Here is a 26,450-nt window from a genome sequence, read left to right as displayed (position 1 = left end):
CTTAGGCTGGCCAGGTCATGCCTGCCCGAGTACACGCCATCCTCGTCACCCGAACGAGCGCGACCTCCCTCGCGCGGGTCCTGCGCACCCTCGACGCCCTGTCCGCGCAGACCCTCCCGCCGGCCGCGCTCACCATCGTGGTGTGCGGATCCTCGGCGCCCCTGCGCGGCAGCGCCGCCGTGTCCCGCGCCGCGGAGGCCGTGATCGAGACCCGGGCGAACGCGACGCTCGCCGCCGCGGTCGGCCTCGCCGCCCCGCGCGTCGCGCCGGGGTCCGCCGTCTGGATCCTGACGGACGACACCGTGCCGGAGCCGTCGGCCCTCGAACGCCTGTCCGGAGCGCTGGAGCGCTCGCCGTCCGCCGCGGCGGCGGCGCCGAAGCTCGTCGGCGCAGACGACCCGGACCGGATCGTCTCCTTCGGTCAGACCATGACGCGGTACGGACGCGCGGTCGACCCGGCCGCGGGCGAGTACGACCAGGGGCAGCACGACGGCACGGACGACGCGCTCGGCGCGGATGTCCGCGGCATGCTCATCCGCGCGGAGCGGCAGGGCGCGCTGCGCCCTGACCCCGGGCTCGGCGGCGCCGACGAGGGGCTCGACATCGGGGTGCGCGCGCGGCTGTCCGGGGGACGGGTCGTGCTCACCGCGGACGCTCGCGTGGCCGTCGTGGTCGACCCCGGGAGAGCGACGAGCGCGGCGAGGGCCTTCGAAGAACGGCGGGCCCAGCTGCACCGCCGCCTGGTCTACGCTCCTGCGGCCGCCGTGCCGCTGCACTGGCTCTCCCTGCTTCCCCTGGCGCTGTGGCGCTCGGTGACGCACCTCGTCGGCAAGCGGCCGGCCGCCGTCGCACCGGAGTGGGGCGCGGCCGCGCTCGCGATGGTGAGCGGCGGAGCGGTCGCGCAGTCCCGCCGCGCCCTGAAGGCGGGCCGCGCGGCGAGCTGGGCGAGCCTGGCGCCGCTGCGGATGAGCCGGGCGCAGTTCCGCCAGCGCCTCGATGACGGGCACGGTTCCGAGGGCGGGGCCGTGCAGGAGCTCGGGTTCTTCTCCCGCGGCGGCGCGTGGGCGGTGCTCGCGGCGCTCGTCGTGAGCGTCGTCGCGTTCGCATCGCTGCTGGCCTGGCCCGCGCTGGGCGGCGGAGCGCTGCTCCCGCTGCGTCAGACGGTCGCCGCACTGTGGCGCGACGCCGCCTACGGGCAGCGCGGACTGGGCGTCGAGGTGTTCGGACCCGCGGATCCCTTCGCCGGGGTGGTCGCGCTGCTGGGGACCCTCTGGCCGGGCGCTCCCTCGTACGCGCTCGTCCTGCTGTGGGTCGCCGCGCTGCCGCTCGCCGTGCTCGGCGCGTGGTTCGCGGCCACCCGGCTGACCGACCGTGCGGGACTGCGGATCTTCGCGGCCGCGGTGTGGGCGCTGTCGCCCCCGTTCGTCATCGCGCTGGCGCAGGGGCGCCCGGCGGCGGTCATCGCCCACCTGCTCCTGCCCTGGGTCTTCCACGCCGGCCTCGTCGCGCACCGCTCCTGGGGGGCCGCTGGTGCGGCGTCGCTGCTCATCGCCGGCGTCCTCGCCTGCGCGCCGTCCCTCGCTCCCGCGCTCGTGCTGCTCTGGCTCGTCGCGATCGTCATCCTCCTCGCACGACGCTCGGTTCGCGGTGCCGTGCGGGTGCTCTGGACCCTCATCCCTGCTGTCGTCGTCTTCGCGCCCCTCGTCCTCTGGCAGCTGTTCCACGGCGAGACCTGGGCGATCTTCGCCGACCCGGGCGCGACGGTCGCCCTGCCGCAGGCCGGCGCCGACGCCGCGGGTCGCCTCGCGATCGCCGCAGGGCTGCCGACGAACGACGACGCGGGCTGGGCGGCGCTGCTCGGCACGGCGGCCCCGTGGGCACTGTGGCTCGCCGCTCCGCTGGCGGTGCTCGCACTGCTGGCTCCGGTCGCGCCGCGCTGGAGCGCCGGCATCCTCTCGGTGGTCGTCGCCGCCGCCGGGCTCGCGACCGCGTTCCTCGCGGTGGGCGTGGCGGTGAGCTTCGCCCAGTCGGCTCCGGTCGCGATCTGGCCGGGGACGGGGCTCAGCCTGGCCTGGGCGGGCGCGCTCGCCGGTGCGCTCGTCACGCTGGACAGCCTCGTGACACTCCCGTCGCTGCGACGGGTCTCCGCTCTCGTCGCGGCGGCGGCCATCGCGGTGTGCGCGGTCCCGTCGCTGACCGCGGTCGCGCGCGGCACCGCGGACGTCGTCAAGTCCACGGAGAGCACGCTGCCCGCCTTCATCAACGCCCAGGCGCGCGACGACCAGGATCTCGGGACCCTCGTCCTCACGCCCCAGCCCTCCGGGGGGCTCGGCGTCGAGGCGGTGTGGGGGGCGAGCCAGACCCTCGGCGCCCAGACGACGCTCCTCAGCACCGCGACCGAGCCGCGCGGACGGGATCTGTCCGAGCTCGCGGTCGACCTGGTGTCCTCGCGGGCGTTCGACGCCCCCAGCGAGCTGTCCGCGCTGGGGATCCGCTACGTGCTGCTGAACTCGGCACCGGGGGAGGAGACGGACGCCGCCCGGGCACTGCGCCTGGAGGCCGTGACCGCGCTCGATCAGCGCGCGGGCTTCCTCCGTGCGGGCAATACCGACAAGGGCGCCCTGTGGCGGATGGAGGCCGTTCCGGCGCCGCGTGCGGAGCTGCCGGCGCACGAGCGGAGCATGGCGCAGCTCGTGGTGACCGTCCAGCTCGTCATCCTGCTCGCCGCCCTGCTGCTCGCGATCCCCACGCGCGCGTCCCGCCGCGCCGCGCGCGGCCTGCCCCGAGCGGTCGGACTGGTGCCCGAACGTCAACCGCTCCCGGCCCCGGAGAAGCCGGAGCGCCCGAAGCGTGCCCCGCGGAACAAGCGGGAGGCGAAGGATCGCCGCCCGGCCGCCGCGGACACCGCGGGTTCCGCGCCGTTGGGCGGCAGCGGCGACGGGGAGCAGACGGTCGTGGACCCCGCACGAACGGAACCGTCGGATGCGGACGGGGATGCGCCGATGGCCGGCGAGGGCGACGGTGCGCCGGAGGCGCCCGCCGCGCACGAGACCGCGATCACCGCGGAGACCGCGGGCTCGTCCGCCGCGGACGTGACGGCGCAGGGCCAGACCCCCGACGCCGAGGATGTGGCTGCGGACACCGCTCCCGACCCCGGTCCGGCCGAGGCCGATTCCGGCGCGGCCACGTCCGGCGCCGTCGAGGGCGCCGATCCCGCCGCTGTCATCGTCGAGGTCGGCGACAACGGTGTTGCGGTCGACAACGGTGCCCAGGACGACGCCGCATCGCCCGAGCCGACGGCGTCTGCCTCGCCCGAGCCGAGGCAGGGCGAGGCCCCCGGCGGCCCCGCCGCCGAGCCGGAGGCGCGACCCGCGAACGCCGCCGAGACCGAGGAGCCGAAGCGATGACCCGCCCCACCGCCGCGCGAGCCGCCGCCACCAGTGCGCGGGTGATCGCGGGCGTCGTCGTCAGCGCCGCGTGCGTCGCCGGCGTCGTCCTGGCCGTGCCTGCCGCCTGGCCGGTCGTCGCGCAGGAGCCCGCGCACCGCTCCGTCGCCCCTGTCGCCGGGGACGCGCTGCTCACCTGCTCAGGCCCCTTCCGCGCTCTCGGGCGTGACGCGCAGGACGCCGGGCGCCTTTCCACCGCGGGGACGCCCGAGATCGTGCGCGGCGCCGTCGACGGGGTCCGGCTCGAGGAGCGGACGATCGCGATCCCCGACGTCGACGGCACCACGGAGTCTCCGATGTTCGTCGCTCCTCCGGTGGACCGGGAGCCCGCACAGGCCGCCGCCGCCGAGTCGGTCGCGATCGCGGCTCCGGACGTGTCCGGATACGCCGCCGCCGCCTGCCGCACGCCCAGCATGGAGTCGTGGATCGTCGGGGGCGCCGCCGGGACGGGATCGGGGGACGTCATCCTCGTCGCGAACCCGAGCGACGTCACCGCCACGGTGACGTTCCGGTTCTTCGGCACGCAGGGGGAGCGCACGACGAGCGAGCTCGTGATCCCTCCGGGGTCGCAGCGTTCGGTCCCGCTCGCCTCCGGCGCCGCCGGGCAGACCGCTCCCGTCGTCCAGGCCACGGCCGAGGGCGCTCCGGTGCGGGTCGCTCTGCAGTCGAGCCTCATCCGCACGCTGGACCCGGCCGGGATCGACGTCCAGGACGGCGTCCTTCGTCCGGACACCGAGGTCTCCCTGCTCGGGGTGCGCGTCGTGCTGCCGCCGGACGGGGAGGGGGCGTCGACGATCGTGCGCCTGCTGGCCCCGTCGTCGGACGCGACGGTGACCCTGCAGGCGCGCCTGGCGGACAGCGGCGCCGCGGTCGGCGAGCCCAAGAGCGTGTCGCTCACGGAGGGGCAGCCCGCCGAGGTCGACATGTCCGAACTGAAGCCCGGCCTCTACAGCATCGACATCGACGCGAGCGCCCCTGTCGTGGCCGCGGCCTGGCAGACGACGGGACGCGGCGGCGGGGCCGATTTCGCGTGGATGACCCCGGCGCCGGAGCTGGAGGGGACGACCGCCTTCGCGGTCGCGAAGGGCCCGTCGCCGACGCTGCACCTGCACAACGACGGATCGGTCGACGCCGAGGTGACGCTGGAGCCGGTCGGCGGGGGCGCCCCGGTCACGGTCCAGGTGCCCGCGGGCGGATCCGCGGTCTCGGCGGTGGACGGCGAGCAGGTGTACACGATGACGTCCGCGACGCCGGTGCGCGCGGCGGTCGCGTTCTCGGGGCCCTCGCAGATCGCCGGCTATCCCGTGTGGCCGGCGACCGCGACGTCTCCGCAGATCACCGTCTACCCCTAGGGCGGGTCGTCCGGACGCCGCTGACGCGCTCAGTCGTCCGCCGGCCGCGACGACGCGCTCAGTCGTCCGGGTGTCCCGGCGCGCCGAACTCCCACGGGTCGCGCCCGGCGTACTCCGCGGCGGCGCGGAAGACCGCGCCCTCGGTCGCCACTCGCCGGTGCAGGTCGTCGTCGTGTCCGGGCACGAGCAGCCGCTCGATCGGCACCCGGTACAGGACGATCCGCTGCCGCTGGGTGTCCACGTGCCAGCGCGGCACCCACTCGCCGTCGACGACGGACGGCATGGAGGCGATGTCGAAGCGCACGTCGCGCAGCTCCGGCCATGTGGAGCGGAGGAAGTCGACCGCGGTGCCGACGGCGAGATCGAAGCGGTCCAGGCGGCCGTCCAGCGGAGGCAGCGGCGGCCGGACGACCGGGCTCCGGCCGAGGCGGCCGTGGCGGCCGTGACGCGCGGCCCGACGAGGCGGGACGGCGTTGCGCGACGGGCGACGGCGGTGCATGCCGCCAGTCTAGGTCCGCCAGCGCACGACGCGAGACCCCCTCCGCCCGCCCATACCCCCTTCCACATACGGATCTGGGAGGGGGTCCGGGCGGGACGAGGGGGTCTCGCGGGCAGGACCGAGGAAGTCCGCGCGGCGTCCCGCAGACACGGCGGCGCCGGGCCTAGGCTGGCATCGATGTCCGGACGACTCTGCTCCAAGGTCGGCTGCGCGCGAGAGGCCGTGGCCACGCTCACCTATGACTACGGCGACCAGATGGCCGCGCTGGGTCCGCTGGGTGCCGAGAACGATCCGCACGCGCACGACCTCTGCGCCATCCACGCCGACCGGCTCTCGGTCCCGGCCGGGTGGATCGTCGTCCGCCACGAGACCCTCCGCGCCTGACATCCGCGTGTGACGATCCGTCTGCACCGGCCAGGCGGGGAGTGGGATGATGGTCGGATGCCGACCACGCCCGAGTACGCCGTCGCCGATCTCTCCCTGGCCGAGGCAGGCCGCCACCAGCTCCGGCTCGCCGAGAACGAGATGCCCGGGCTCATGGCGCTGCGCGCGGAGTACGGGCCGTCCCAGCCGCTGAAGGGTGCGCGGATCGCCGGGTCCCTGCACATGACGGTGCAGACCGCGGTGCTCATCGAGACGCTCGTGGCGCTCGGGGCCGAGGTCCGCTGGGCCAGCTGCAACATCTTCTCCACGCAGGACGAGGCCGCCGCGGCGGTCGTGGTCGGCCCGGATGGCACGCTGGACGAGCCGGCCGGCGTGTCGGTGTTCGCGTGGAAGGGGGAGACCCTCGAGGAGTACTGGGGCTGCACGGCCCGCATCTTCGACTGGTCCGCCACGGGCCACGACGGCCCGACCCTGATCCTCGACGACGGTGGGGACGCGACCCTCCTCGTCCACAAGGGGCGCGAGTTCGAGGCGGCCGGATCCGTGCCCGAGGCCGGCGCCGACGACGCGCCGGAGTACCGGATCGTCCTGGATCTGCTGCGACGGTCGCTGGACGCGGATCCCCAGCGGTGGACCAGGGCGGCGGCCGGCATCGTCGGCGTCACGGAGGAGACCACGACCGGCGTGCACCGGCTCTATGAACTGGAGGCCGCGGGGGAGCTGCTGTTCCCCGCGATCAACGTCAACGACTCCGTCACGAAGTCGAAGTTCGACAACAAGTACGGGATCCGCCACTCGATGCCGGACGGGCTGAATCGCGCCACCGACGTCCTCATCGGAGGCAAGGTCGCCTTCGTCTGCGGCTACGGCGACGTCGGGAAGGGCGCGGCCGAGGCCCTGCGGGGCCAGGGGGCGCGGGTACTGGTCAGCGAGGTCGATCCGATCTGCGCGCTCCAGGCCGCGATGGACGGGTTCCAGGTGGCGCGCCTGGCGGACGTGGCGCCCCAGGTCGACATCGTCGTGACCGGCACGGGCAACCGCGATGTCGTCACCACGGCGGACATGCTCGCCCTCAAGCACCTCGCGATCGTCGCCAACGTCGGCCACTTCGACAACGAGATCGACATCGCCGGGCTGGCCGCGCTGGAGGGCGCCGAGGCGGTCGAGATCAAGCCGCAGGTGCACGAGTGGCGACTGCCCACGGGGCGCAGCATCCTCGTGCTCAGCGAGGGCCGGCTGATGAACCTCGGCAACGCGACCGGGCACCCGTCGTTCGTGATGAGCGCCTCGTTCACCAATCAGGTGCTCGCCCAGATCGAGCTCTTCACGCGCCCGGAGCAGTACCCGCTGGGCGTGTACACCCTGCCGAAGGCGTTGGACGAGAAGGTGGCCCGTCTGCATCTGGACGCGCTGGGCGCGGTCCTGACCGAGCTCACGCCCGCGCAGGCCGCGTACATCGGCGTGCCGGTCGAGGGTCCGTACAAGCGGGACGACTACCGCTACTGACGGATCGGTCCCCGGAGCGGATGCGGCGGGGCGAGGTCAGGAGCGCAGGCGCGTTCCGGTCAGCTGCTCTGCGCGCTCGTCCGCGATCCGCAGCGCGCGCGTCTCGCGTTCCCGGCGCAGGACGGTCGCCGCGACCAGCACCACCTCGTCCGGAGCGGAAGGCAGGGGCGAGATGTACGGCGCGGCCTCCGTGAGCAGTTCGTGGGCGACGCGGACGCGCGCTGCGGGCAGCAGACGGTCGGCGTGCTCCAGGAACTGCGAGATCCTCCGCGCGAGGCGGTCGGGCATCCGGGCGACGTCCGCAACCCGCGCCCACTCGGCCAGGGCGGGCGGCATGCTCGGCGTGTGCACGGGCAGCCGGGGCGTGCGCACCCTCTGGCTGTACGTGCCCGCGACGAGGTCGCCCAGGCGCTGCGAGCGGGCGGAGAACGCGCCGGTCAGCACGGCGACGGCGCCGAAGGTCATGTAGATCTCAAGGACGCCGATGAGCGCGCGGATGAAAGCGTGGCGGAAGCCGGTCGCACCGCCGTCAAGGCGGACGATCCGCCCGCCGACGGCGAGCCGCCCGAGGCTGCGCCCGCGGGTGGCCACCTCGATCGTGCAGGGCACGACCACGAAGGCGACGACCGCCATGAGGACGGTGAGGATGCGGTCGATGGCAGGGTCGAATCCGAGCGCCGAGACGAGCCACAGCCGCAGGAACAGGAAGGCGGCCATCACGATCAGCGACAGCAGGGCGTCGATCACCGCGCCGAGGGCCCGGAGGAAGAAGCCGACCGGCTGCACGTCGATCGCGACGGCCTCGCCGGAGAGCACCTCGTCGTCGGCAGGCCGGGAGACGGCGGCCTGCGGTTCGGACATGAGGACAGTAAATCAGACGCGGCCCTATCGGATCGGTTGCCTGCGGAGCGTCACCTCCGTGCGGTCGCGCCGCGAGCCGGGCCGAGCACCGGCGGAGACCACACGCTCGCGCGGAGTCGGGACCGGGGTCTCGCCGCCGTAGCGTGCGCATGCCGTGCGAACGAGAGGACCACGCGCACCCCCGGAGACCACACGCTCACGCGGAGCCGCCGTCCCTGTCCCGCTGCCGCTGTGCGAGTTCTCCGCTGCGGTCCGCGCCGGCGGACCGGGCTGACGCTGCCGACGCTCGGGACGCGTACAGTGAATCGGGTGGATGCCGACGCCCTCGCCGATGCCCGCCGCGCCGAGTGGGCGCGCCTGGACGAGCTGACGCGCGCACGCCTGGACGGAGAGGGCGTCGACGAGCTGATCATGCGCTATCGCGCGGCCTCGGCGGACCTCGCGGACCTGAAGACCTCGGTCGGGACGTCGCCGCAGAGCGCCTACGTGTCGACGATCCTCGCGCGGGCACGCCTGCGGCTGACCGGGGCCGCGGACAACATCCTCGTCCAGACCGGGCGCTTCTTCGCCCGGCAGCTCCCGGCCGCGCTGTATCGACTGCGCTGGACGACTCTCGCGGTCACGCTCGTCGCCCTCGTCATCATCGCGGGGACCGCGGCATGGATCTCCTCCGACCCCGCCCTCGTAGCGGCGCTCGGCCCGCCGGACCTGCTCGCGCAGTACGCCGACGAGGACTTCACCGGGTATTACACCGAGAACCCGCCGGCGGTGTTCGCCGGCATGGTCTGGACCAACAATGCGTGGATCGCCGCGCAGTGCGTGCTCTTCGGGGTGACGGGGATCTGGCCCGTGTACGCGATCGTGCAGAACGCCATGAACGTGGGAGTCGCGATCGCCATCCTCGCGGCTCACGGCCGCGGCGACGTCGCTGTGCTGTATCTCCTGCCGCACGGGCTGCTGGAGCTGACCTGCATCTTCGTCGCGGCGGCGGCCGGTCTCCACGTCTTCTGGGCCTGGGTGGCGCCCGGGGCCCGCACCCGCGGCGCCGCGCTCGCCGAGGCGGGGCGATCCCTCGCCACCGTCGCGATGGGGCTCGTGTTCGCACTGGCGCTGGCGGGACTCGTCGAGGGGTTCGTCACGGGCTGGGCGCTTCCCTGGCCGATCAAGATCGGGATCGGCGTCGCCGCGCTCGCCGTGTTCCTCGTGTACATGCTCGGCGTCGGGCGTCGGGCCGCCCGCCAGGGGGAGACGGGCGATCTCGTCGAGTACGAGGCCGGGACGCCGACGCTCATGGTCGGCTGAGCGGCGCCCGCTGAACCTACGAGGCGCGCGGCGGCGCCCCGGTCAGGCCGGGTCCGCGTGCGGTGCGCGTCCCTCGAACAGCGCGCGGTGCGCGTACCCGGCGATGAGGGCTCCGACGCACGGGAAGACGAGGAAGACCCACAGCTGCGACAGGGGGACGACGCCCCCGTAGATCGCCGTCGCGAGAGAGCGCGCGGGGTTCACCGACGTGCCGTCGATCGGGATGCTGACGAGGTGGATCAGGGTCAGCGAGAGCCCGATCGCGAGACCGGCGAACGGGGTGCCCCGGCGGGGGTGGGTCGTGCCGAGGATGACGAACAGGAAGACGGCGGTGAGGACGATCTCGGCGGTGATCGCGGCGAACATCCCGAATCCGCCCGGGGATCTCTCGCCCCAGCCGTTGCTCGCGAATCCGCCGTCCTGCACCCGGGCGAGCCATCCGTCGGGGCCGAAGGTGCCCAGGAGCGTCAGCACGGTCGTCGCGACGGCTCCGCCGACGAACTGCGCCACGACGTAGCCGCCGACGTCCCGCCACGGCAGGCGTCCCGCCGCGGCGGCGCCGATCGACACGGCCGGGTTGAAGTGGCCGCCGGACAACGGCCCGAACGTGTAGACGCCGACGACGACGGTCAGGCCGAAAGCGAGCGCGACGGCCAGGTAGACGCCCGGGCCCGCCGCCGGATCAGTGAATCGCGTCGAGGCGAACAGGGCCGTCCCGATCCCGCCGAAGACCAGGAGGAACGTGCCGAAGGCCTCCGCGACCAGGCGGGTGCCGTAGGGGGGAGGCGGAACGCTGACAGAGGTGTCGCTCATGGCGCTCGAGGTCCTTTCGGAGCGGCGGTGGGGGTCGCGCTCTCCCGATGATCCCGCGCCCCGCGGCGACCGGCTCCGAGGCGCGCCGCCGGGGCGAGCGCCTGTCGGCGGGGCCACTGCGGCGACGCGCCCGGGACCGAGGTTGTCTTGAATGATTCAAAGAAACAGGTAGGCTGGCGACATGACCGAGACGCACGCCCCCCTCGTCGCGGAGGCGGCGATCCGGCGTGCGGGCCTGCGTGTGACGGAGTCCCGCCGCCAGGTCTTCGAGGCGCTGCGCGCCCAGCCGCATGCGAGTGCGGAGGACGTGTACGAGCGGGTGCGCCCGGCGCTGGCCTCCACGAGTCGTCAGTCGGTCTACAACGCACTGGGCGACTTCGCCGCGGCCGGCATCGTGCGACGCATCGAGCCCGCGGGGCACCCCATGCTCTTCGAGCTGCGGGTCGACGACAACCACCATCACCTCATCTGCACGCGTTGCGGGGGCGTCGAGGACGTCGACTGCGCCACCGGCCACGCGCCGTGCCTGATCCCGAGCGAGACGCACGGATACCGGATCGCGACCGCCGAGGTCACCTACTGGGGCCTGTGCGCGGCGTGCGCTGCGGAGACCGATCCCGCCTGACCGCCCCTCCTCCCGCACCGGCTCCGGCCGTTCCTCACCGACCCCACCGCACCTCATCGACCGCAATCAAGGGAAGGACACCCATGACCGATCTCCAGACGCCGGGGACCGACGACACGACCGACATCGACCAGTCCGTCACCGTGACGGACGAGCCGAACGACGCGGGCGCATGCCCGGTCGTGCATGCCCAGCCGCACCCCACGATGGGCTCGGCCAACCGCGTGTGGTGGCCGGAGCAGCTCAACGTCCGGATCCTGGCGAAGAACACCGCTGAGCGCAATCCGCTCGACGCGAGCTTCGACTACAAGGCCGCGTTCGAGGCGCTCGACCTCGCCGAGGTGAAGAAGGACATCCACGAGGTCATCACGGTCTCGCAGGACTGGTGGCCCGCCGACTTCGGCCACTACGGTCCGCTCATCATCCGCATGGCCTGGCACAGCGCAGGCACCTACCGCGTCACGGACGGGCGCGGCGGCGGCGGGACCGGGCAGCAGCGGTTCGCCCCGCTGAACAGCTGGCCGGACAACGTGGGCCTCGACAAGGCCCGTCGCCTGCTGTGGCCGGTCAAGAAGAAGTACGGTCAGGCGCTCAGCTGGGGCGACCTGATGATCCTCGCCGGGAACGTGGCGCTGGAGTCGATGGGCTTCGAGACCTTCGGCTTCGCCGGCGGCCGGGTCGACGCGTGGGAGCCGGACGACGACGTGTACTGGGGCCCGGAGACGACCTGGCTGGGCGACGAGCGCTACTCGGGCGACCGCGAGCTGCAGCGTCCTCTCGCCGCCGTCCAGATGGGACTGATCTACGTCAACCCGGAGGGTCCCAACGGCAATCCGGACCCGATCGCCGCGGCCCGCGACATCCGCGAGACGTTCGCGCGCATGGCGATGAACGACGAGGAGACCGTCGCCCTCATCGCCGGCGGTCACACGTTCGGCAAGACCCACGGCGCCGCGTCCGATGAGAACGTGGAGGACAACCCCGAGGCCGCAGGGCTGGAGATGCAGGGCCTGGGCTGGAAGAACAACCACGGGACCGGCAAGGGCGACGACCAGATCACCTCCGGCCTCGAGGTCACGTGGACCTACCACCCGACCCGCTGGGACAACGAGTTCTTCCACATCCTCTACGCCTACGAGTGGGAGCTCTTCCAGAGCCCGGCCGGCGCGCACCAGTGGCGCCCGATCAACGGCGGGGGAGCGGACATGGTCCCGCTCGCGCACTCCGACGGCCGCAGGGAGCCGCGGATGCTCACCACGGACCTGGCGCTGCGCATGGACCCGGAGTACGACAAGATCTCCCGCCGGTTCAAGGACGACACCCAGGCGTTCTCGGACGCCTTCGCCCGCGCGTGGTTCAAGCTGACCCACCGCGACATGGGCCCGCGGGCCCGTTACGCCGGAGCCGAGGTCCCGGCCGAGGAGCTCATCTGGCAGGACAACGTGCCGGCCGTCGACCACGCGCTGGTCGGCTCCGCCGAGATCGCCGACCTCAAGGGACGCATCGCCGAGTCCGGCCTCTCGGTCTCCGACCTCGTGTCGGTGACGTGGGCGGCGGCGGCCTCGTTCCGCGGCAGCGACAAGCGCGGCGGCGCCAACGGCGCGCGCATCCGCCTCGCGCCGCAGAAGGACTGGGAGGTCAACGACCCGGCCCGTGTCGCCCGAGTGATCGGTGCGCTGGAGTCGATCCGGGAGGCGTTCCACGCGTCGCGGACGGATGACGTCCGGGTGTCGCTCGCCGACCTCCTCGTCCTGGCGGGCAACGCCGCGGTGGAGAAGGCGGCGCGGGAAGCGGGGGTCGAGATCGAGGTGCCGTTCCACCCCGGTCGCACGGACGCATCCCAGGAGCAGACGGACGTCGAGTCGTTCCGCTTCCTGGAGCCGATGGCGGACGGGTTCCGCAACTACGCGGCGTCGAACGTCGCCGGCATCCCCGCCGAGCATCTGCTGCTGGACCGGGCCAACCTGCTCACCCTGACCGCTCCGGAGATGACCGTGCTCGTCGGCGGCCTCCGGGTCCTCGGTGCGAACTGGGACGGCTCCGCGTATGGCGTCTTCACGGACCGCCCGGGCGTGCTCACGAACGACTTCTTCGTGAACCTGCTCGATCTCGGCACGACGTGGAAGCCTCTGGACCCGGGCTCGCACGCGTTCGAGGGGCGCAAGGACGGCTCCGGTGAGCTCGTCGGCCGCGGCACCCGCGTCGACCTGGTCTTCGGCTCGAACTCGGAGCTGCGCGCGCTCGCCGAGGTCTACGCCTCGGACGACGCGGGCGAGAAGTTCGTGCGCGACTTCGTCGCCGCCTGGGCCAAGGTCACGGAGCTGGACCGGTTCGACTTGCGCTGACGCTCGTCCGGTGACGACCCCCGCCCTTCTCGGGCGGGGGTCGTCCTGGTTTCGGGGCGCGTTCGCGGGGTCCGGGGCGCGGCACGGGCGGGATTCGGCCGGAATCGGACCCCAAACGCCGGCGACGCGCCGCTCGACGTCAGAGCCGGCCGGCTGCCTTCAGCTCCAGGTAGCGGTCGGCGATCCGCGGCGGCAGCGCCTCCGGATCCGCAGCCAGCGGCTCGCCGCCGGCGCGGCGCACGGCGTCGGCCACGGACGCGGCGTCGTGGAGGGTGCGCTCGGCCGCGGCGGCGAGGTACACGTCCTCGCGGGTCTGCCGGGCGCGCGCGAGGTCGCCGACCGACTCGTCGGTGACGGATCCGACGAGCACGGTCGTCGCGCGGGACGGGGCGGGGAAGGCGCCGAGGAAGCTCCGGGCGCTCTCGGGCGCGTCCTGCGCGGTGAGGACGACGATCAGCGACGGACGGGTGGTCGTCGTCCGCACGGCGGCGAACGCCGCTCCCCAGTCCGTGTCGACCAGCCGCGGGTGGACGGGCGCCATGGCGTCGGTCAGCGCCGGGAGCAGCCCTGGGCCGTCCACCCCGCTCACCCGGGCCCGCACGACCCGGTCGAACAGCAGCAGGTGCACGTGGTCGCCGGCCCGCTGCGCGAGAGCAGCGAGCAGCAGCGTCGCTTCGAACGCGGCGTCCAGCCGGGTGCCGTCGCCGACGCGCGCGGCGGAGGTGCGGCCGGTGTCGATGAGGATCACGACGTGCCGGTCGCGCTCGGGCCGCCAGGTGCGCAGCATCGTCGTGCCCGCGCGCGCGGTGGCCCGCCAGTCGATGGAGCGGACGTCGTCGCCGCGGACGTATTCGCGCAGCGAGTCGAACTCGGTGCCCTGACCGCGCACCTGGATGCTCGTGTTCCCGTCCAGCTCGCGCAGCCGGGCGAGCCGTGAGGGGAGGTGACGGCGGGACGCGAACGGGGGAAGGACCCGGACGGCGCCGCGCACGGCGTGCCGCGCCTGTCGCCCGGCGAGCCCCAGCGGACCGACGGAGCGCACCGCGACGAACGCGCTCTCCAGCTCGCCGCGGCGGCGGGGGCGCAGAGCAACCGGCAGGCGACGCCGTTCCCCGGGCGGGACGTCGAGCGGGATCCGAGCGGCGGAGACCCCCGCCGTCGGCTGCCAGGCGTCGCGCAGGACGCCGCGCAGACGACGGGCGCCGGGGTTCTGGACCAGGACGGCCGCCGTGGCCGGCTCGCCCAGCCGCAATCGGGCCGGGACGTCACGGGAGATCCGGAGCGCGGCGGGGGAGGCGGCGGCGAGCACGTCGACGGAGACGAGCACGGCGCAGAGGATCAGCCAGCCGGCCAACGCGACCCACGCCGAGACCCCCGCGACGTCCAGCAGGACGACGGGGACCACGCCGAGGGCGACGAGCAGGACGAGACGGCCGGTGACGAACACCTAGATCGGAACCCGGGTCTGCTGGACGACGGAGGAGAGCACGGCGTCGGCCGACACTCCTTCCATCTCGGCGTCCGGTCGGAGCTGGAGCCGGTGCCGCCACACCGGGACGAGCATGGTCTGCACATGATCCGGCGTGACCGCGCTCGACCCGTTGAGCCAGGCCCAGGCCTTGGCGGCGGCCAGCAGCGCCGTGGATGCGCGCGGGCTGGCGCCGAGCTGCACGGACGGGGCCTGTCGCGTGGCGCGGGCCAGATCGACGACGTAGCCCAGCACGTCGTCGGTGACCTCCACACGGGCGGCGGCGCGCTGCGCGGCGACGATCTCGTCGCGCGAGACGACGGCGCGGAGGTCGGTGAGCTCCCGCGGCGAGAAGCCGTCCGCGTGCCGACGGAGGACCGACACCTCGGCGTCGCGCTCGGGCATCCCGACCACGAGCTTCATGAGGAACCGGTCGAGCTGCGCCTCCGGAAGGGAGTAGGTGCCCTCGTGCTCGATGGGGTTCTGCGTCGCGGCCACGAGGAACGGGTCGGGCAGCGCGCGGCTGCCGCCGTCGGAGGACACCTGGCGCTCTTCCATGGCCTCCAGCAGAGCGGCCTGGGTCTTCGGCGGGGTGCGGTTGATCTCATCGGCCAGCAGGATGTGGGTGAAGACCGGGCCGGGCCGGAACTCGAACTCTCCGGATCGGGCGTCGTAGACGAGCGATCCGGTCACGTCCCCGGGCATGAGGTCGGGCGTGAACTGCACGCGCGTGGTGTCGAGTCCGAGGGCGCGGGAGAACGCGCGGACGACGAGGGTCTTCGCGACGCCGGGCACACCCTCGAGCAGCACGTGTCCGCGGGCGAGCAGGGCCACGAGGAGCCCGGTCACGGTGCCCGGCTGCCCGACCACCGCCTTGTCGACCTCGAGCCGGACGCGGTGCATCGCTTCGCGGAGACCGGCGTCGGGATCGGCGGCGGGCTGCGAGGCCGTGTCCGCCGGCGCCGGCGAGGACGTCGTCCCGCCCGGGCCCGGCGCGGGCGTGGGAGGCGCCGGAGGGGCGGCGGGCGGAGGGGGCGCGGCGGCCGGGTCGCGGGGATCGGTCACGGGGTGCTCCTTTCGATGCGGACGACGTCGTCGACCGCGGTCTCGAGCGCGGCGAGCCGGCGCGCGAACAGGATGAGGTCGGGATCGGTGCTCGGCACCGGGCCGGTCAGCAGCGGGCGCACGGAGTCCCGGGACGCCTGCACGCGGTCCGCCGCCGCATCGGCGACGGCGGCGGGATCGGCGGCGGGCATGGCCAGCCGTGCGGCGAGGCGTCCGATGGTGCCCGCACGCAGCGCCTGGGCGGCGTGCCCGGCGTCCGCGGCGTGCGCGGTGAGGCGCGCCCGCCCGTGCATGGTCTCGGAAGCGCGGACGGTCACCGGGAGGGTCTCCGCCACGAGGGGGCCGAAGCGGCGGCCCCGCCAGACGCCGGCCACGATCGCGGCGACGAGGAGGGTGAGGATCGCCGGGGTCACCCATCCCGGTGTCAGCTCGGCCAGGGTGGCCTCCGCGTCGCCGGGTTCGAGGTCGGTGTCGCCGAACGAGGGGACGTACCAGACGACGCGCTCGTGCTGACCGAGGAGGGCCAGGCCCAGCGCGGCGTTGCCGTTCTCCGCGAGGCGCTCGTTGGTGAGCAGGCGCGAGCCGTCGATGATCGCGCGGCGGCGGTCGCCCTCGTCGGCCACGAGAACGGCCGCCCCGGCATCGTCGGCGAAGCAGGCGGTGACCCCGTCCGCGGGCCGGAAGAGCTGACCGGGCTCGATCTCGCCGACCCGGGCGAACTCCGGCAGGTCGCACGAGGCCGTCAGCGGGCCGGATGCACTCCCTGCGGCGTAGTCGCCGAGCCCGAGGATGCGCAGCATGCGGGCGCTGCCGGTGAGCATCACGACGTCGTCCGCCTCGCCGATCAGCGTCCGCACGGCGTCGTCGGAGAGCGCGTACGGATCGGCCAGGACGAGCGTCGAGCGCTCGTCCATCGTCTGCGCGGCCTCGATACGACTGCGGACCACGTCGACCTCCACGCCCTGGGCGCGGAGGATCTCCGCCAGAGCACGGGTGCCGCCGGGGCCGTTGCCCTCGGGGTCGAATCCCGTGCGCAGCCCGGGGCGCTGCGCCGCCACCTGGAGCGCGACCACCGCGACGCCGAGGAGGACGAGGACGATCAGGATCCACGCGAGCGCACGGGTGGCGCCGCCGCGCGTGCGGACGACCGTCGACGCCGTCGAGGCGTCCTGCGTCGTGCTGTCCTGCGCGGTGCTCATGCGGCAACCAGCTCCGGCCGTGCCGCCTGGAGGCGTGCGTCGGTGTCCGCGAGGTCCCGGTACCGCTCGGACGTGCCGGGGTGGCGGAGATACCGCACATCGTCGAAGGACTCGGCCGCCCGCCGCAGCGCTTCGGCCTCCTCCGGGAACGCGACCGTCGCCTCCCGGGCGATCGTCTGTGCCGTCGCACCGGGCGCGGGCGCGATGAGGTCGCGTTCCTGCAGTGAGCGGGCGAGCGCCCGGTACCCGAGGACGACGGCCTCGTCCCAGTCTCCCGCGCGAGCGCTGCGCTCGGCGTCCGCGCGCAGCTCCGCGGCGGAGCGGGCGTCCCTGCTGCCGAGGAGGTCCGTGGCGGCGCGGCGGGCGAACGACCGTCGCGGACGGCCCCAGAGGATGAGGACGATGACGAGCGCGGCGACGACGACGATGCAGACGAGGGTCAACGCCACAGGGCCGAGGTTCCCGCCGCCCTGCGGGGTGAACAGGTCGGCGAGGAACTCCGCCACGGCGCGGGCCCACTGGTCGAACAGCGTCGGTCGTGCCTCGGCGTACTCGGGTCGCGAGAGCTCCTGCTCCGCCCAGCGCTGGGCCTCGTCCCCGTCGGGGATGAGCGGGATCTGCAGGTGCACGCGGCTCATGCGCCGTCGGATCCCGGAGCCGTCCAGCGACGCTCGCCGTCGCGCGGCGCCCAGGGGCTGTCGTCGGTCGGCGGCAGCGGGGCTACCGGCGGTGCGGGGGCGGCGGGAGGTGCGGCCGGCGCGGGGGCGGGCGGCGCCGGCGTCGCGTACGGCGGGACGGAGGGTCCGGACGGCGCGAAGGACCCGGGCGCGGGCGGGTACGACCCGGGCGGGACGGAGCCGGGCGCGGGCGGGTACGGGGTACCGACAGGGAAGGGGGCGGGCCCGGGATAGGGGGCGGCTGCAGAGTCCCACACCGTCTTCTGCAGCGGCCGGTACTCGGCGGTCACGGCGCGCGACGGGTCGACGGCGAACGGGTCGGAGCCGAGATCCTGTCCGGCCTGACGCCGCTCCACGGCCGCGAGCAGGTCCTGGTCCAGGGCCTCGTGCCGCATCCGGCAGTCCAGGTAGACGAGCGTGGCACCGGTGGCCTGGACGACCGTGGCGATCGCCTGGATCACGATGATCAGCAGCTGCGGCACGAGCATCGCCAGCACGAACCCCGCGATGGCGGAGGCGTCGTTGGTCCCGGTGGGCGCGATCACGGGGATGAACAGGGAGCTGAGCATCGAGGCCGGCATGCCGACGACCTGCGCCGCCAGGCCCATGATGAGCCCGATCAGCGCCGTCACCCCGAAGGCGACCCAGAACCGTCCTCGGGTCAGCCGCCACGACCGCACGATCGCGCCGCGGATCGTCGCCCGCTCCAGCACGAGGACGCTCGGCACGAGCAGCAGCTTCGTGTTCAGCCAGATCCCGAGGGGGAGCGCGCCGAGGAAGGCGAGGATCGCGACGACCGTCGCGATCGCCAGGGACGCCTCCGAGTACCCGCCCAGGGCGCCGATCCCGCCGAACGTGACGGCGGCCAGGAGCAGGAGGAGCGCGGAGACGGCGACGCCCAGCAGCAGGGCGTATCCGATGAGCCGCCATGCGACGGGACGCACGCGGCGCCACAGGGCCCCGAGCGTCGCCTTGTCGCCGAGCACGGCGGCCGCCACGTCGGAGGCGACGACGCCCTGGACGAGAGCCGAGAAGGCGACGGACCCGAGGCTGATCGCGATCCCGGCCACGGCGACGAGGGCCGTCGAGCCGATGAGGATCGTGAGGAACTCGTCGGAGCCCTGGCGGAGGGTGTTCAGCCGGGAGAAGGCGCCGACCATGACGGCGCCGAGCAGGGCGGCGGTGACGATCACGACGACGAGTTGGACGACCACCGCGAAACCGAACAGCACCTTGGGGTTGTGGCGCAGAGCGGCGAAGGCCTTCCCCAGGAGGGTGCCGAAGCCCAGCGGGTGCAGCGGGATCAGCCCCGGGCGGGGGGCGGGTGTCCAGGTCGGTCCGCTCACGTGCTCCTCCGGAGGTCGTGGATCTGCGTCCATCGTGTCACACCCGGCTCCGGCGGGCCCGGGGCCGCGGCCGACCCGCCACCGGGCCTCCCCGTCGGTCGCGCGGCGGTGAAGTACGCTGGTGCCCATGCGGGGGCGCCGTGGATCGTCCGCGCCTGCATTCGAGCGACGAAAGACGACTGGGCACCATGACCTCACGCATCCTCGTGGTCGACGACGACACGGCTCTCGCCGAGATGATCGGCATCGTGCTGCGCACCGAGGGCTTCGAACCGGTCTTCTGCGCGGACGGCGCCCGTGCCGTGGAGGAGTGGCGGACCCAGCGTCCCGACCTCGTTCTGCTGGACCTCATGCTCCCGGGCATGGACGGGATCGAGATCTGCACCCGCATCCGGGCGGAGTCCGGCGTCCCGATCATCATGCTCACCGCGCGCAGCGACACGGCCGACGTGGTCCGCGGGCTCGAGGTCGGCGCCGACGACTACATCATCAAGCCGTTCAATCCCAAGGAGCTCGTCGCCCGGATCCGCACTCGCCTCCGTCCGACGCCCCAGTCGAGCACGGACGTGCTGCGCATCGGGGATCTCACGATCGACGTCGATGCGCACGAGGTGCGCCGGGGAACGGACCCGATCGCGCTGACGCCGCTGGAGTTCCAGCTCCTCGTGGCCCTGGCCTCCAAGCCGCAGCAGGTCTTCTCCCGCGAGATGCTGCTGGAACAGGTCTGGGGATACCACTACAAGGCCGACACCCGGCTGGTCAACGTGCACGTGCAGCGGCTGCGCGCGAAGGTCGAGCTCGACCCCGACAACCCCCGGATCGTCATGACCGTGCGCGGCGTCGGCTACCGGGCCGGGAGCGCGGGCTAGGCCATCGTGCCGCCCGCATCGTCCCCGGTCTCCGGCTCCGCGATCGTGCGCGACTGGAGGGGCTGGCCGCAGGCGCTCGCCGCGCTCTGGGGCAGTTCGCTGCGGTTCCGCACGCTGGTGGTCACGCTCGCCCTGACCTCGGTGGCGATCCTGGTGACCTGCGTGGCGATGGCCCTGGCCATCCAGAACAACCTCTGGGAGGCGCGCAAGGCCCAGGTGCTGGACGACGCGCAGCGAGCGACCGCCTCCGCGCAGTCCGTGCTGAACTCCGGTGATGCGCAGGGAGAGCGCTCCGCTCTGGACGGCCTCATGCGCGACGCGATCGAGCGACTGGGCACGTTCTCCTCGTCGGACATGATCACGATCCGCCGCGTCGACGACGCACCGTCGCTGACGGCGCCGCCCGGGTACCAGCGGGGGATGACGGAGTCGCTGATCTCGCCGCAGCTCCAGCGGGCGGTGATCGAGCACGCGGACACGCAGTGGTGGCAGCCCGTGGCCCTGGAGGACGGGGAGGGGCCCGCGCACGCCGGGATCGTCGTCGGGCAGCTCCTGACGCTGCCCGGGGCGGGCGCGTACGAGCTCTACATCGCGTACGACCTCGCCGACACCGCGCAGACCCTCCAGCTCGTGCAGAGCGTGCTGTGGGTGGCGGGGATCGTCCTCGTCGCCCTCATCGCCGCGATCGCCTGGGTGGCGCTGCGGTCGGTGGTCCAGCCGGTGACGGAGGCCGCGGAGACCAGCGCCCGGCTGGCGGCGGGGGAGCTGGCCGTCCGCCTCCCGGTGCGCGGCGACGACGAGCTCGCCACGCTCGGGCGATCGTTCAACGCGATGGCCGAGAGCATCGAGGCGCAGATCAAGGAGCTCAGCGAGCTCTCGCTGGTCCAGCAGCGCTTCGTGTCCGACGTCTCGCACGAGCTGCGCACGCCGCTGACCACGATCCGGCTCGCGGCCGACATCCTCAACGACCAGCGCGCGGACTTCGACCCGACGACCGGCCGGACCGTGGAGCTTCTGCACACCCAGGTGCAGCGCTTCGACACCCTCCTCGCGGATCTGCTCGAGATCAGCCGCTACGACGCCGGGTCCGTGCAGTTGGAGACGGAGGCGACCAGCCTCGCGCACCTGGCCGAGGACATGACCGAGGAGCTGCGCCCGCTCGCCGCCGGCCACGGGACGGAGCTGCGCTTCGTGGCACCGGGCGGTCATACGCCGGTAGACATGGATCCGCGGCGCGTGCGCCGGGTGCTGCGCAACCTGATCGGCAACGCCATCGAGCACGGCGAGGGGCGGCCGGTGGTGATCACGGTGGACAGCAACCAGCACGCGGTCGCCGTCGGCGTGCAGGACTCGGGGATGGGCATGGCGCCGGCGGACGCCGCGCGGGTGTTCGACCGGTTCTGGCGTGCGGACCCCTCGCGACAGCGCACGATCGGCGGCACAGGGCTCGGCCTGTCCATCGCGCTCGGCGACGCCCGTCTGCACGGCGGGACGCTGGCCGTGTGGTCGGAACGGGGCGTGGGGACGAATTTCGTGCTCACCCTGCCGCGGCACGGTCGCACGCTGGACGGCCCCTCGCCGGTCCCGCTGGAGCCCCAGACGAGCCTGGCGGATCTCGGTGTCGTCACCGAGCCGATCGTGGTGCCGCGCGCGGAGCCGCCGACCTCCGCCGCACCGGGGAAGGAGGACTCATGAGCGTCGGACGCGTCATCCGCTCCGCCGTCGTCGCGCTGCTGGCGCTGAGCCTGGCCGCGTGCGCATCGCTCCCGACGACCGGCGAGGTGCGGCCCGGGAACTCGGGCGACGGTGCGTCGGACGAGTCGGATCTGACCTACCTCGCCCGCGGGCCCTCGGACGGCGCCGATCCCGAGCAGATCGTGCGCGGGTTCATCGACGCCGCCGCGAACCCCGCCGACAACTGGGACGTCGCCCGCAGCTTCCTCATCGGCCCGTTCCAGGAGAGCTGGAAGCCGAATGCCGGCGTCACCATCGACGCGTCCGCGGAGCGCCGGTACGCGGGGCCGACCCTCGAGGCGGACACGGACGAGACGAGCGTCCGGCTCGCGATCCAGCAGTCGGCGACCATCGATCAGAACGGCTCCTACTCGGTCGCCTCCGGCGCGGCGGAGGTCTCCTACGAGCTGAAGAAGGACGACGCGGGGCAGTGGCGCATCGCCCGGGCGCCGGACGGGATCCTGCTGGACGCGCGGACCTTCGCCGCCGAGGACGTCCTCCGGCCGTACCCGGTGGTCTACTTCGACGCGACGTGGACCTATCTGGTGCCGGACGTGCGATGGTTTCCCAAGCGCAAGAACACCGCGTCGCGCATCGTCCAGGCCCTGGTGGCGGGAGCCCCCAGCCCCTGGCTCGTGGAGTCGGTGCGCACCGCGTTCACCGGCGACGTCGAGCTCGGCCGGGAGACGGTCTCCGTCGACGCGCAGATCGCCGAGGTGGACCTGAGCCAGGCGGCGCTCGGCGTCGACGACGTCACGCTCGCACGGATGCGGACGCAGCTCGAGCGGAGCCTGGCCGCGGTCGGCGTGCTCCAGGTGCGCCTGACGGTGAACGGCACCGAGCTGGGCACCTCGGCGGCGCCCTTCTCATCGACCACGGTGGACACGCGCCCCCTCGTGCTGACGGAGGACGGGTTCGGCTACCTGTCCGGGAGCGAGGTGTCGCCGATCGACGGCGTCTCCGGGCCGATCGCACGGTTCCCGGAGCCGATCTCGTCCATCACGGCGAGCGGCGCGGCGTCCCGGGCGATCGTGCAGACGACCGGCGGCCGTGTGTACGCGGTGTCGGGGGAACAGGTGGACGAGCTGGACAGCCGCCCCGGCCTCATCAGACCGTCGCTGGATCCGTACGGGTTCACGTGGACCGTGCCCCGCACCAGCCCGGGCGGCGTGCAGGTCTGGTCGCCCGCGGTGGTCTCCCATCCGCTGCCGGCGTTCGAGGACGCCCAGGGCATCTCCGCCCTGGCGGTGAGCCGGGACGGGGCCCGGGTGGCCGTGGCGCTCTCCGTCGGCTCCCAGGTGCGGATCGAGGTCGCCGGCATCGAACGCGACGCGAAGGGGGAGCCGACGGGCGTCGGACGGCCGTACTTCGTCGCGGGACGGGTGTCCGGCGAGGTCCGCGACCTGATCTGGCTCGACGACCGGACGCTGGGCATCCTGGCCGAGGACGACGGGCGGCCGGAGCTCATCGAGCAGATGGTCGGCGGGCCGTCGACGACGACGGACACCCCGGTGGCCGCGCAGGCGGTGGCGCCCGCCGCGCCTGTCTCGAACGTGCGGCTGCGCGGGGACGACGGTGCGCTGTGGATGCGCAGCGGCACGACCTGGTCCTCGGAGCGCGCCGGCGTGCAGGTGCTGGCGACCCAGATCGACAGCCCGTGATCCGCGGGCGGGCACGAGCTCGTCCTGCACCGTCCTGACCGGCGACGGACGGCTCACAGATCCGGGCGGGCGTCCCCGCGGCGCGGTCCGCTGCGGCAGGGTGCCGGGATGGACCACAACACTCCGCCACCGCCGCCTGACCGCCTGAGACTGCTCGGCGCGGACATCGCCGACATGCTCCTCGGGGCGGAGTGCGCAGGCTGCGGGGCGGTGACGACCTCGCTGTGCACGACCTGCCGGGCGCAGCTCCGGCCCGATCCGGTGTGCGTGCGGACGCCGGACGGCCTGCCGGTGCACGCGGGGCTGCGGTACGAGGGCGTCGTCGCGCAGGTCGTCCGCGACATCAAGGAGCACGGGCGGACCAGCCTGCTGCCCGCCCTCGTCCCCGCCATGCGCGCGGCGGCGGGCGCGTGCCTCGCCACGCGCCCTCCGGATGCGGATCCTGTCGACCTCGTCGTCCCGGTGCCCACCTCTCACGCGTCCTTCCGGCGTCGGGGGTTCCGCCTCCCGGAGCTGCTCGCCCGCAGGACGGGCGGTCAGGTGCGCCGGATCCTGACGCCGACCCGGCGGGTGCGGGACCAGCGGGGGCTCGGGAGGGCGCTACGGCGGAGCAACGTCGCGGGCAGCATGCGGGCGCGGGGCGGGGGAGACGGCTGGTCGGTCCTCGTCGTCGACGACGTGGTGACCACCGGCGCGACGCTCGACGAGGCGGCGCGGGCGCTCGGAGCCGCCGGGTTCCGCGTGGTCGGCGGCGTCGCGCTCGCCGCGACGCCGCCGGGCGCCGGGCTCGCCCGGACGGGGTCGGCGGACGACGCGCACCGGGCCGGCGCGGGCGGCGGCGACACACGGGCATCCGGGTGGTGACAGGTCGCGCGTCCGCGACTACGGTAGGGGTTCACAAGGCGACCACGGTCCGCCCTTGGCCGGGAGGACCGGGACAAGGAGGTCAGGGATGGAAACGAACATCGTCGGTGTGGGAGTGAGCATCAGCGATCGGTTCCGGACGGTCGTCGAGGAGAAGACGGCCCGGATCGCGACCCTCGCGACCAAGGCCCAACGCCTCGACGTCAAGGTCACCCATCGGTCCTATCGGAACGGCCGGGTCGAGGACGAGACCGTCGAGCTCACCCTGGTCGGGCGCGGACCGGTGATCCGCGCCGAGGCGCGAGACGGCGACAAGTTCGCCGCGTTGGACATGGCGATCGACAAGCTCATGGAGCAGGTCCGCCGGGCCAAGGAGAAGCGCGTGGACGGCCGCAACCACCCGAGGGGAGCGCACTTCGAGAAGGGCAGCGGAGAGCTGACCGGCATCGACGTCCGCCCCGCGCCCGCCGATGTGCTGCACGCCGTCGCGACGGGCGAGATCCCCATCGCGGGAGACGACGAGGAGAACTACTCCCCGGTGGTCATCCGCACCAAGAACTTCGACGCCGAGTGGATGACGGTCGAGGAGGCCGTGGATCGGATGGAGCTCGTCGGGCACGACTTCTTCCTGTTCGTCGATGCCCGCACCGACCACCCCAGCGTCGTCTACCGGCGCAAGGGCTGGGACTACGGCGTCATCTCGCTGACGACCCAGGCGGCTCCGGCCGAGGAGCTCGCCTCCTGACGCACGGCCGCTCGCACGATGCGGCCCGGGGCGCGGTGCCCCGGGCCGCATCGTGCATCCGATGCCCGCGTGAGTTCAGGCGAACGCGCGAGTTCAGGCAGCCACGCGCACGGGGGCCTGAACTCGCGCGTCCGCCTGAACTCGCCTGGTGAGGGGTGCAGCGCGGGGGTCTCCATCGACGCAGGCACAGGAGATGTCACGGGAACATGCGAACGCGCGAGATCAGGCAAACGCGCGAGTTCAGGCAGTAAGAGAGCAGGATCGCCTGATGTCGCGCGTTCGCCTGAGCCCGCGCGTTCGCCTGATCTCGCGTGAGCGGCGCGCGGGTAGCCCAGCGCAGGGCCTCAGTCGAAGATGCCGTCCAGGATGCTGCCGATGACGAGGCCCCCGAGGACGCCCGAGACGATGTCGCCGCCGCCGGGGCCGCGACGACCGCCGCCGCCCCAGGAGTCACCGCCGCCCCAGCCCTGGTCCGGGCGGGACGAGTCGATGTCGCGCTGCGCGAGCTGCAGCGCCTCGGCCGCGAGCTGGGCCACCCGGCGCGCGGCGGCGAGGGCCTGCTCGCGCGTGTCCTCCGCGGGAAGCAGCGTGGGAAGGTCGACGCGCAGCCGCTCCGCCTCGGCCAGCCGGGTGCGGGCGTCGGCGCCGATCCAGCCGCGATGGCCCGCGATCAGCGAACGCGCCACGCCCAGCTGCCGGTCGGCGTCGTCGATGGCGTGTTGCACGTGTTCGACGGACGGCAACGGGTTCTCGGCCCGGTATCGCGCCTTGGCCACCGCCTCGTCCAGTGCCGTGTTCGCGGCGCGCAGCCGCGAGAGCTCGGCGAACGGATCCGAGCGCGTGCCGGCCGGGGGGAGGGCCGCCAGGGCCTGCTCCAGCGTCCGCAGCGCCTCTCCCACGGCGGGGACGGAGGCGACGGATCGGGCGGCGACGATGTCCTCGCGGGAGTCGATGACGACCTCGGCGAGGGTGGACTCCGCACGCAGCGCCTCGATCTCGAAGTCCTCGACGGCGTCGAGCAGCACGCCGGCACGGCGCACGGCCTCCGTCGCCGTCTCCAGCGCCAGCACGGCCTCCTCGTTCTGGCGTGCGGAGCGGCGGCGCTCGGACACGTCCGCGCCGTGCTGCGCGAAGGCGATCAGCTGCTCGGCCTCGTCGGCGCTGCGGGAGACCTGCAGCATCGCCTCGTCCGAGTACCGGCGGGTCAGTCGTTCGATCGTCTGACGGGCGTGCGGGAGGCGTTCGGCGAGGGCGGCGGCGTCCGTGCGCACCTGCGCGGTGATCTCCGGGGCGCGGCGCACGCGCGAGACGGACTCCGCGAGCGCGGAGGACTTCTCGTCGATGAGGTCCTCCGCCCACTCGCACAGCTGGACGATGCGCGCGTTGCGGGTGCGAAGCTCCTCGGCCGTGTCGGGGATCTCGTCGTGGTTGAGCTGATGCAGCTGGAACGCCTCGCGCATGTGCGAGCGCACGGCGTCGAGCGCCTCGCGGAAGTCCTTGGTCAGCGACTCGCCCAGCTCGGCCACGGCGAAGGCGACCTCGTCGCCGGCCGTCCGGATCCGCTCGTCGGCGGAGACCAGCGCCTGCTCGGCGCGCCGAGCGAGATCGTCGTCCTGCGCCTGCAGCGCCTCCTGCTCACGTTTCCTCTTGCCCCAGAACCCGGCCATGAGTCGATCCTACGAGGTCCCG

At 73.7% G+C, this 26,450-nt stretch carries 21 protein-coding genes; 12 read left to right on the top strand and 9 right to left on the bottom strand.

Annotation, left to right across the window (positions count from 1 at the left end; genetic code table 11):
* Nucleotides 1-17: 17 nt before the first annotated feature.
* Nucleotides 18-3,407, top strand: coding sequence for a glycosyltransferase (locus K8F61_RS07865; RefSeq protein ID WP_231821262.1), 3,390 nt, complete (start codon nt 18-20; stop codon nt 3,405-3,407).
* Nucleotides 3,404-4,798, top strand: coding sequence for a DUF5719 family protein (locus tag K8F61_RS07860; RefSeq protein WP_231821261.1), 1,395 nt, complete (start codon nt 3,404-3,406; stop codon nt 4,796-4,798). Before K8F61_RS07865 ends, K8F61_RS07860 begins: the two co-directional genes overlap by 4 nt.
* Before the next feature lie 58 nt (nt 4,799-4,856).
* On the opposite strand, the gene K8F61_RS07855 is transcribed toward K8F61_RS07860, so the two are convergent.
* Nucleotides 4,857-5,297, bottom strand: coding sequence for a hypothetical protein (locus K8F61_RS07855; protein ID WP_231821260.1), 441 nt, complete (start codon nt 5,295-5,297; stop codon nt 4,857-4,859).
* A 177-nt stretch (nt 5,298-5,474) separates the two neighbouring features.
* Between K8F61_RS07855 and K8F61_RS07850 the strand changes: the two genes are divergently transcribed.
* Together K8F61_RS07850 and ahcY are read left to right on the top strand one after the other, a co-directional pair.
* Nucleotides 5,475-5,681 carry a DUF3499 family protein gene (locus K8F61_RS07850; RefSeq protein WP_067250009.1) on the top strand — a complete coding sequence of 69 codons (207 nt, stop codon included), beginning with the start codon at nt 5,475-5,477 and terminating at the stop codon, nt 5,679-5,681.
* Nucleotides 5,682-5,738: 57 nt separating this feature from the next.
* A complete protein-coding gene (gene ahcY, locus K8F61_RS07845; RefSeq protein ID WP_067250013.1) occupies nt 5,739-7,187 on the top strand; it encodes an adenosylhomocysteinase in 1,449 nt (482 codons plus the stop codon).
* Nucleotides 7,188-7,223: 36 nt separating this feature from the next.
* Here the strand turns inward: ahcY and K8F61_RS07840 are convergent, their stop codons facing one another.
* Nucleotides 7,224-8,048, bottom strand: coding sequence for an RDD family protein (locus K8F61_RS07840; RefSeq protein ID WP_231821259.1), 825 nt, complete (start codon nt 8,046-8,048; stop codon nt 7,224-7,226).
* Nucleotides 8,049-8,357: 309 nt separating this feature from the next.
* Here K8F61_RS07840 and K8F61_RS07835 point away from each other — a divergent pair, with 309 nt between their 5' ends.
* Nucleotides 8,358-9,350, top strand: a complete 993-nt coding sequence (locus K8F61_RS07835; protein ID WP_231821258.1) for a stage II sporulation protein M — start codon at nt 8,358-8,360, stop codon at nt 9,348-9,350.
* Nucleotides 9,351-9,392: 42 nt separating this feature from the next.
* Here K8F61_RS07835 and K8F61_RS07830 read toward each other — a convergent pair whose 3' ends face one another.
* Entirely contained in the window at nt 9,393-10,163 is a 771-nt protein-coding gene (locus K8F61_RS07830; protein ID WP_231821257.1) for an aquaporin, read from the bottom strand.
* Nucleotides 10,164-10,344: 181 nt separating this feature from the next.
* Here K8F61_RS07830 and K8F61_RS07825 point away from each other — a divergent pair, with 181 nt between their 5' ends.
* Both K8F61_RS07825 and katG read left to right on the top strand, forming a co-directional pair.
* Nucleotides 10,345-10,788 (top strand): Fur family transcriptional regulator, encoded by a 444-nt coding sequence (locus K8F61_RS07825; protein ID WP_067250026.1) that lies wholly within the window; start codon nt 10,345-10,347, stop codon nt 10,786-10,788.
* Between the two features lie 83 nt (nt 10,789-10,871).
* Nucleotides 10,872-13,133, top strand: a complete 2,262-nt coding sequence (katG, locus tag K8F61_RS07820) for a catalase/peroxidase HPI (RefSeq protein WP_231821256.1) — start codon at nt 10,872-10,874, stop codon at nt 13,131-13,133.
* 139 nt (nt 13,134-13,272) lie between these two features.
* Here katG and K8F61_RS07815 read toward each other — a convergent pair whose 3' ends face one another.
* The 5 genes from K8F61_RS07815 to K8F61_RS07795 form a co-directional block, all read right to left on the bottom strand.
* Nucleotides 13,273-14,580 (bottom strand): DUF58 domain-containing protein, encoded by a 1,308-nt coding sequence (locus K8F61_RS07815; RefSeq protein WP_231821255.1) that lies wholly within the window; start codon nt 14,578-14,580, stop codon nt 13,273-13,275.
* Nucleotides 14,581-15,504, bottom strand: a complete 924-nt coding sequence (locus tag K8F61_RS07810) for an AAA family ATPase (protein ID WP_067250832.1) — start codon at nt 15,502-15,504, stop codon at nt 14,581-14,583.
* Nucleotides 15,505-15,662: 158 nt separating this feature from the next.
* A complete protein-coding gene (locus K8F61_RS07805; RefSeq protein ID WP_231821254.1) occupies nt 15,663-16,865 on the bottom strand; it encodes a DUF4350 domain-containing protein in 1,203 nt (400 codons plus the stop codon).
* A complete protein-coding gene (locus K8F61_RS07800; RefSeq protein ID WP_231821253.1) occupies nt 16,862-17,503 on the bottom strand; it encodes a DUF4129 domain-containing protein in 642 nt (213 codons plus the stop codon). Before K8F61_RS07800 ends, K8F61_RS07805 begins: the two co-directional genes overlap by 4 nt.
* Entirely contained in the window at nt 17,500-18,888 is a 1,389-nt protein-coding gene (locus tag K8F61_RS07795) for a DUF7847 domain-containing protein (RefSeq protein ID WP_231821252.1), read from the bottom strand. Before K8F61_RS07795 ends, K8F61_RS07800 begins: the two co-directional genes overlap by 4 nt.
* A 188-nt stretch (nt 18,889-19,076) precedes the next feature.
* Here K8F61_RS07795 and mtrA point away from each other — a divergent pair, with 188 nt between their 5' ends.
* The 5 genes from mtrA to hpf all read left to right on the top strand — a co-directional run bounded on the left by mtrA (nt 19,077) and on the right by hpf (nt 24,761).
* Nucleotides 19,077-19,757 (top strand): MtrAB system response regulator MtrA, encoded by a 681-nt coding sequence (gene mtrA / locus K8F61_RS07790; RefSeq protein ID WP_067250429.1) that lies wholly within the window; start codon nt 19,077-19,079, stop codon nt 19,755-19,757.
* Between the two features lie 6 nt (nt 19,758-19,763).
* Complete coding sequence (gene mtrB / locus K8F61_RS07785) at nt 19,764-21,452, top strand: MtrAB system histidine kinase MtrB (RefSeq protein ID WP_219086838.1); 1,689 nt, start codon at nt 19,764-19,766, stop codon at nt 21,450-21,452.
* Nucleotides 21,449-23,152: an LpqB family beta-propeller domain-containing protein gene (locus K8F61_RS07780; protein WP_231821251.1), complete on the top strand. Its 1,704-nt coding sequence runs from the start codon at nt 21,449-21,451 to the stop codon at nt 23,150-23,152. Before mtrB ends, K8F61_RS07780 begins: the two co-directional genes overlap by 4 nt.
* Nucleotides 23,153-23,260: 108 nt before the next feature.
* Entirely contained in the window at nt 23,261-24,016 is a 756-nt protein-coding gene (locus tag K8F61_RS07775) for a ComF family protein (protein WP_231821250.1), read from the top strand.
* 88 nt (nt 24,017-24,104) lie between these two features.
* Nucleotides 24,105-24,761: a ribosome hibernation-promoting factor, HPF/YfiA family gene (hpf, locus tag K8F61_RS07770; protein ID WP_067249527.1), complete on the top strand. Its 657-nt coding sequence runs from the start codon at nt 24,105-24,107 to the stop codon at nt 24,759-24,761.
* A 344-nt stretch (nt 24,762-25,105) separates the two neighbouring features.
* Here hpf and K8F61_RS07765 read toward each other — a convergent pair whose 3' ends face one another.
* Complete coding sequence (locus K8F61_RS07765) at nt 25,106-26,428, bottom strand: coiled-coil domain-containing protein (RefSeq protein WP_231821249.1); 1,323 nt, start codon at nt 26,426-26,428, stop codon at nt 25,106-25,108.
* Nucleotides 26,429-26,450 lie beyond the last annotated feature (22 nt).

This window comes from Microbacterium resistens, assembly GCF_021172025.1.
GTDB classification, from domain to species: domain Bacteria; phylum Actinomycetota; class Actinomycetes; order Actinomycetales; family Microbacteriaceae; genus Microbacterium; species Microbacterium resistens.
The sequence above is the reverse complement of the archived record's forward strand: the minus strand, read 5'-3'. Positions and strand labels throughout refer to the sequence as shown.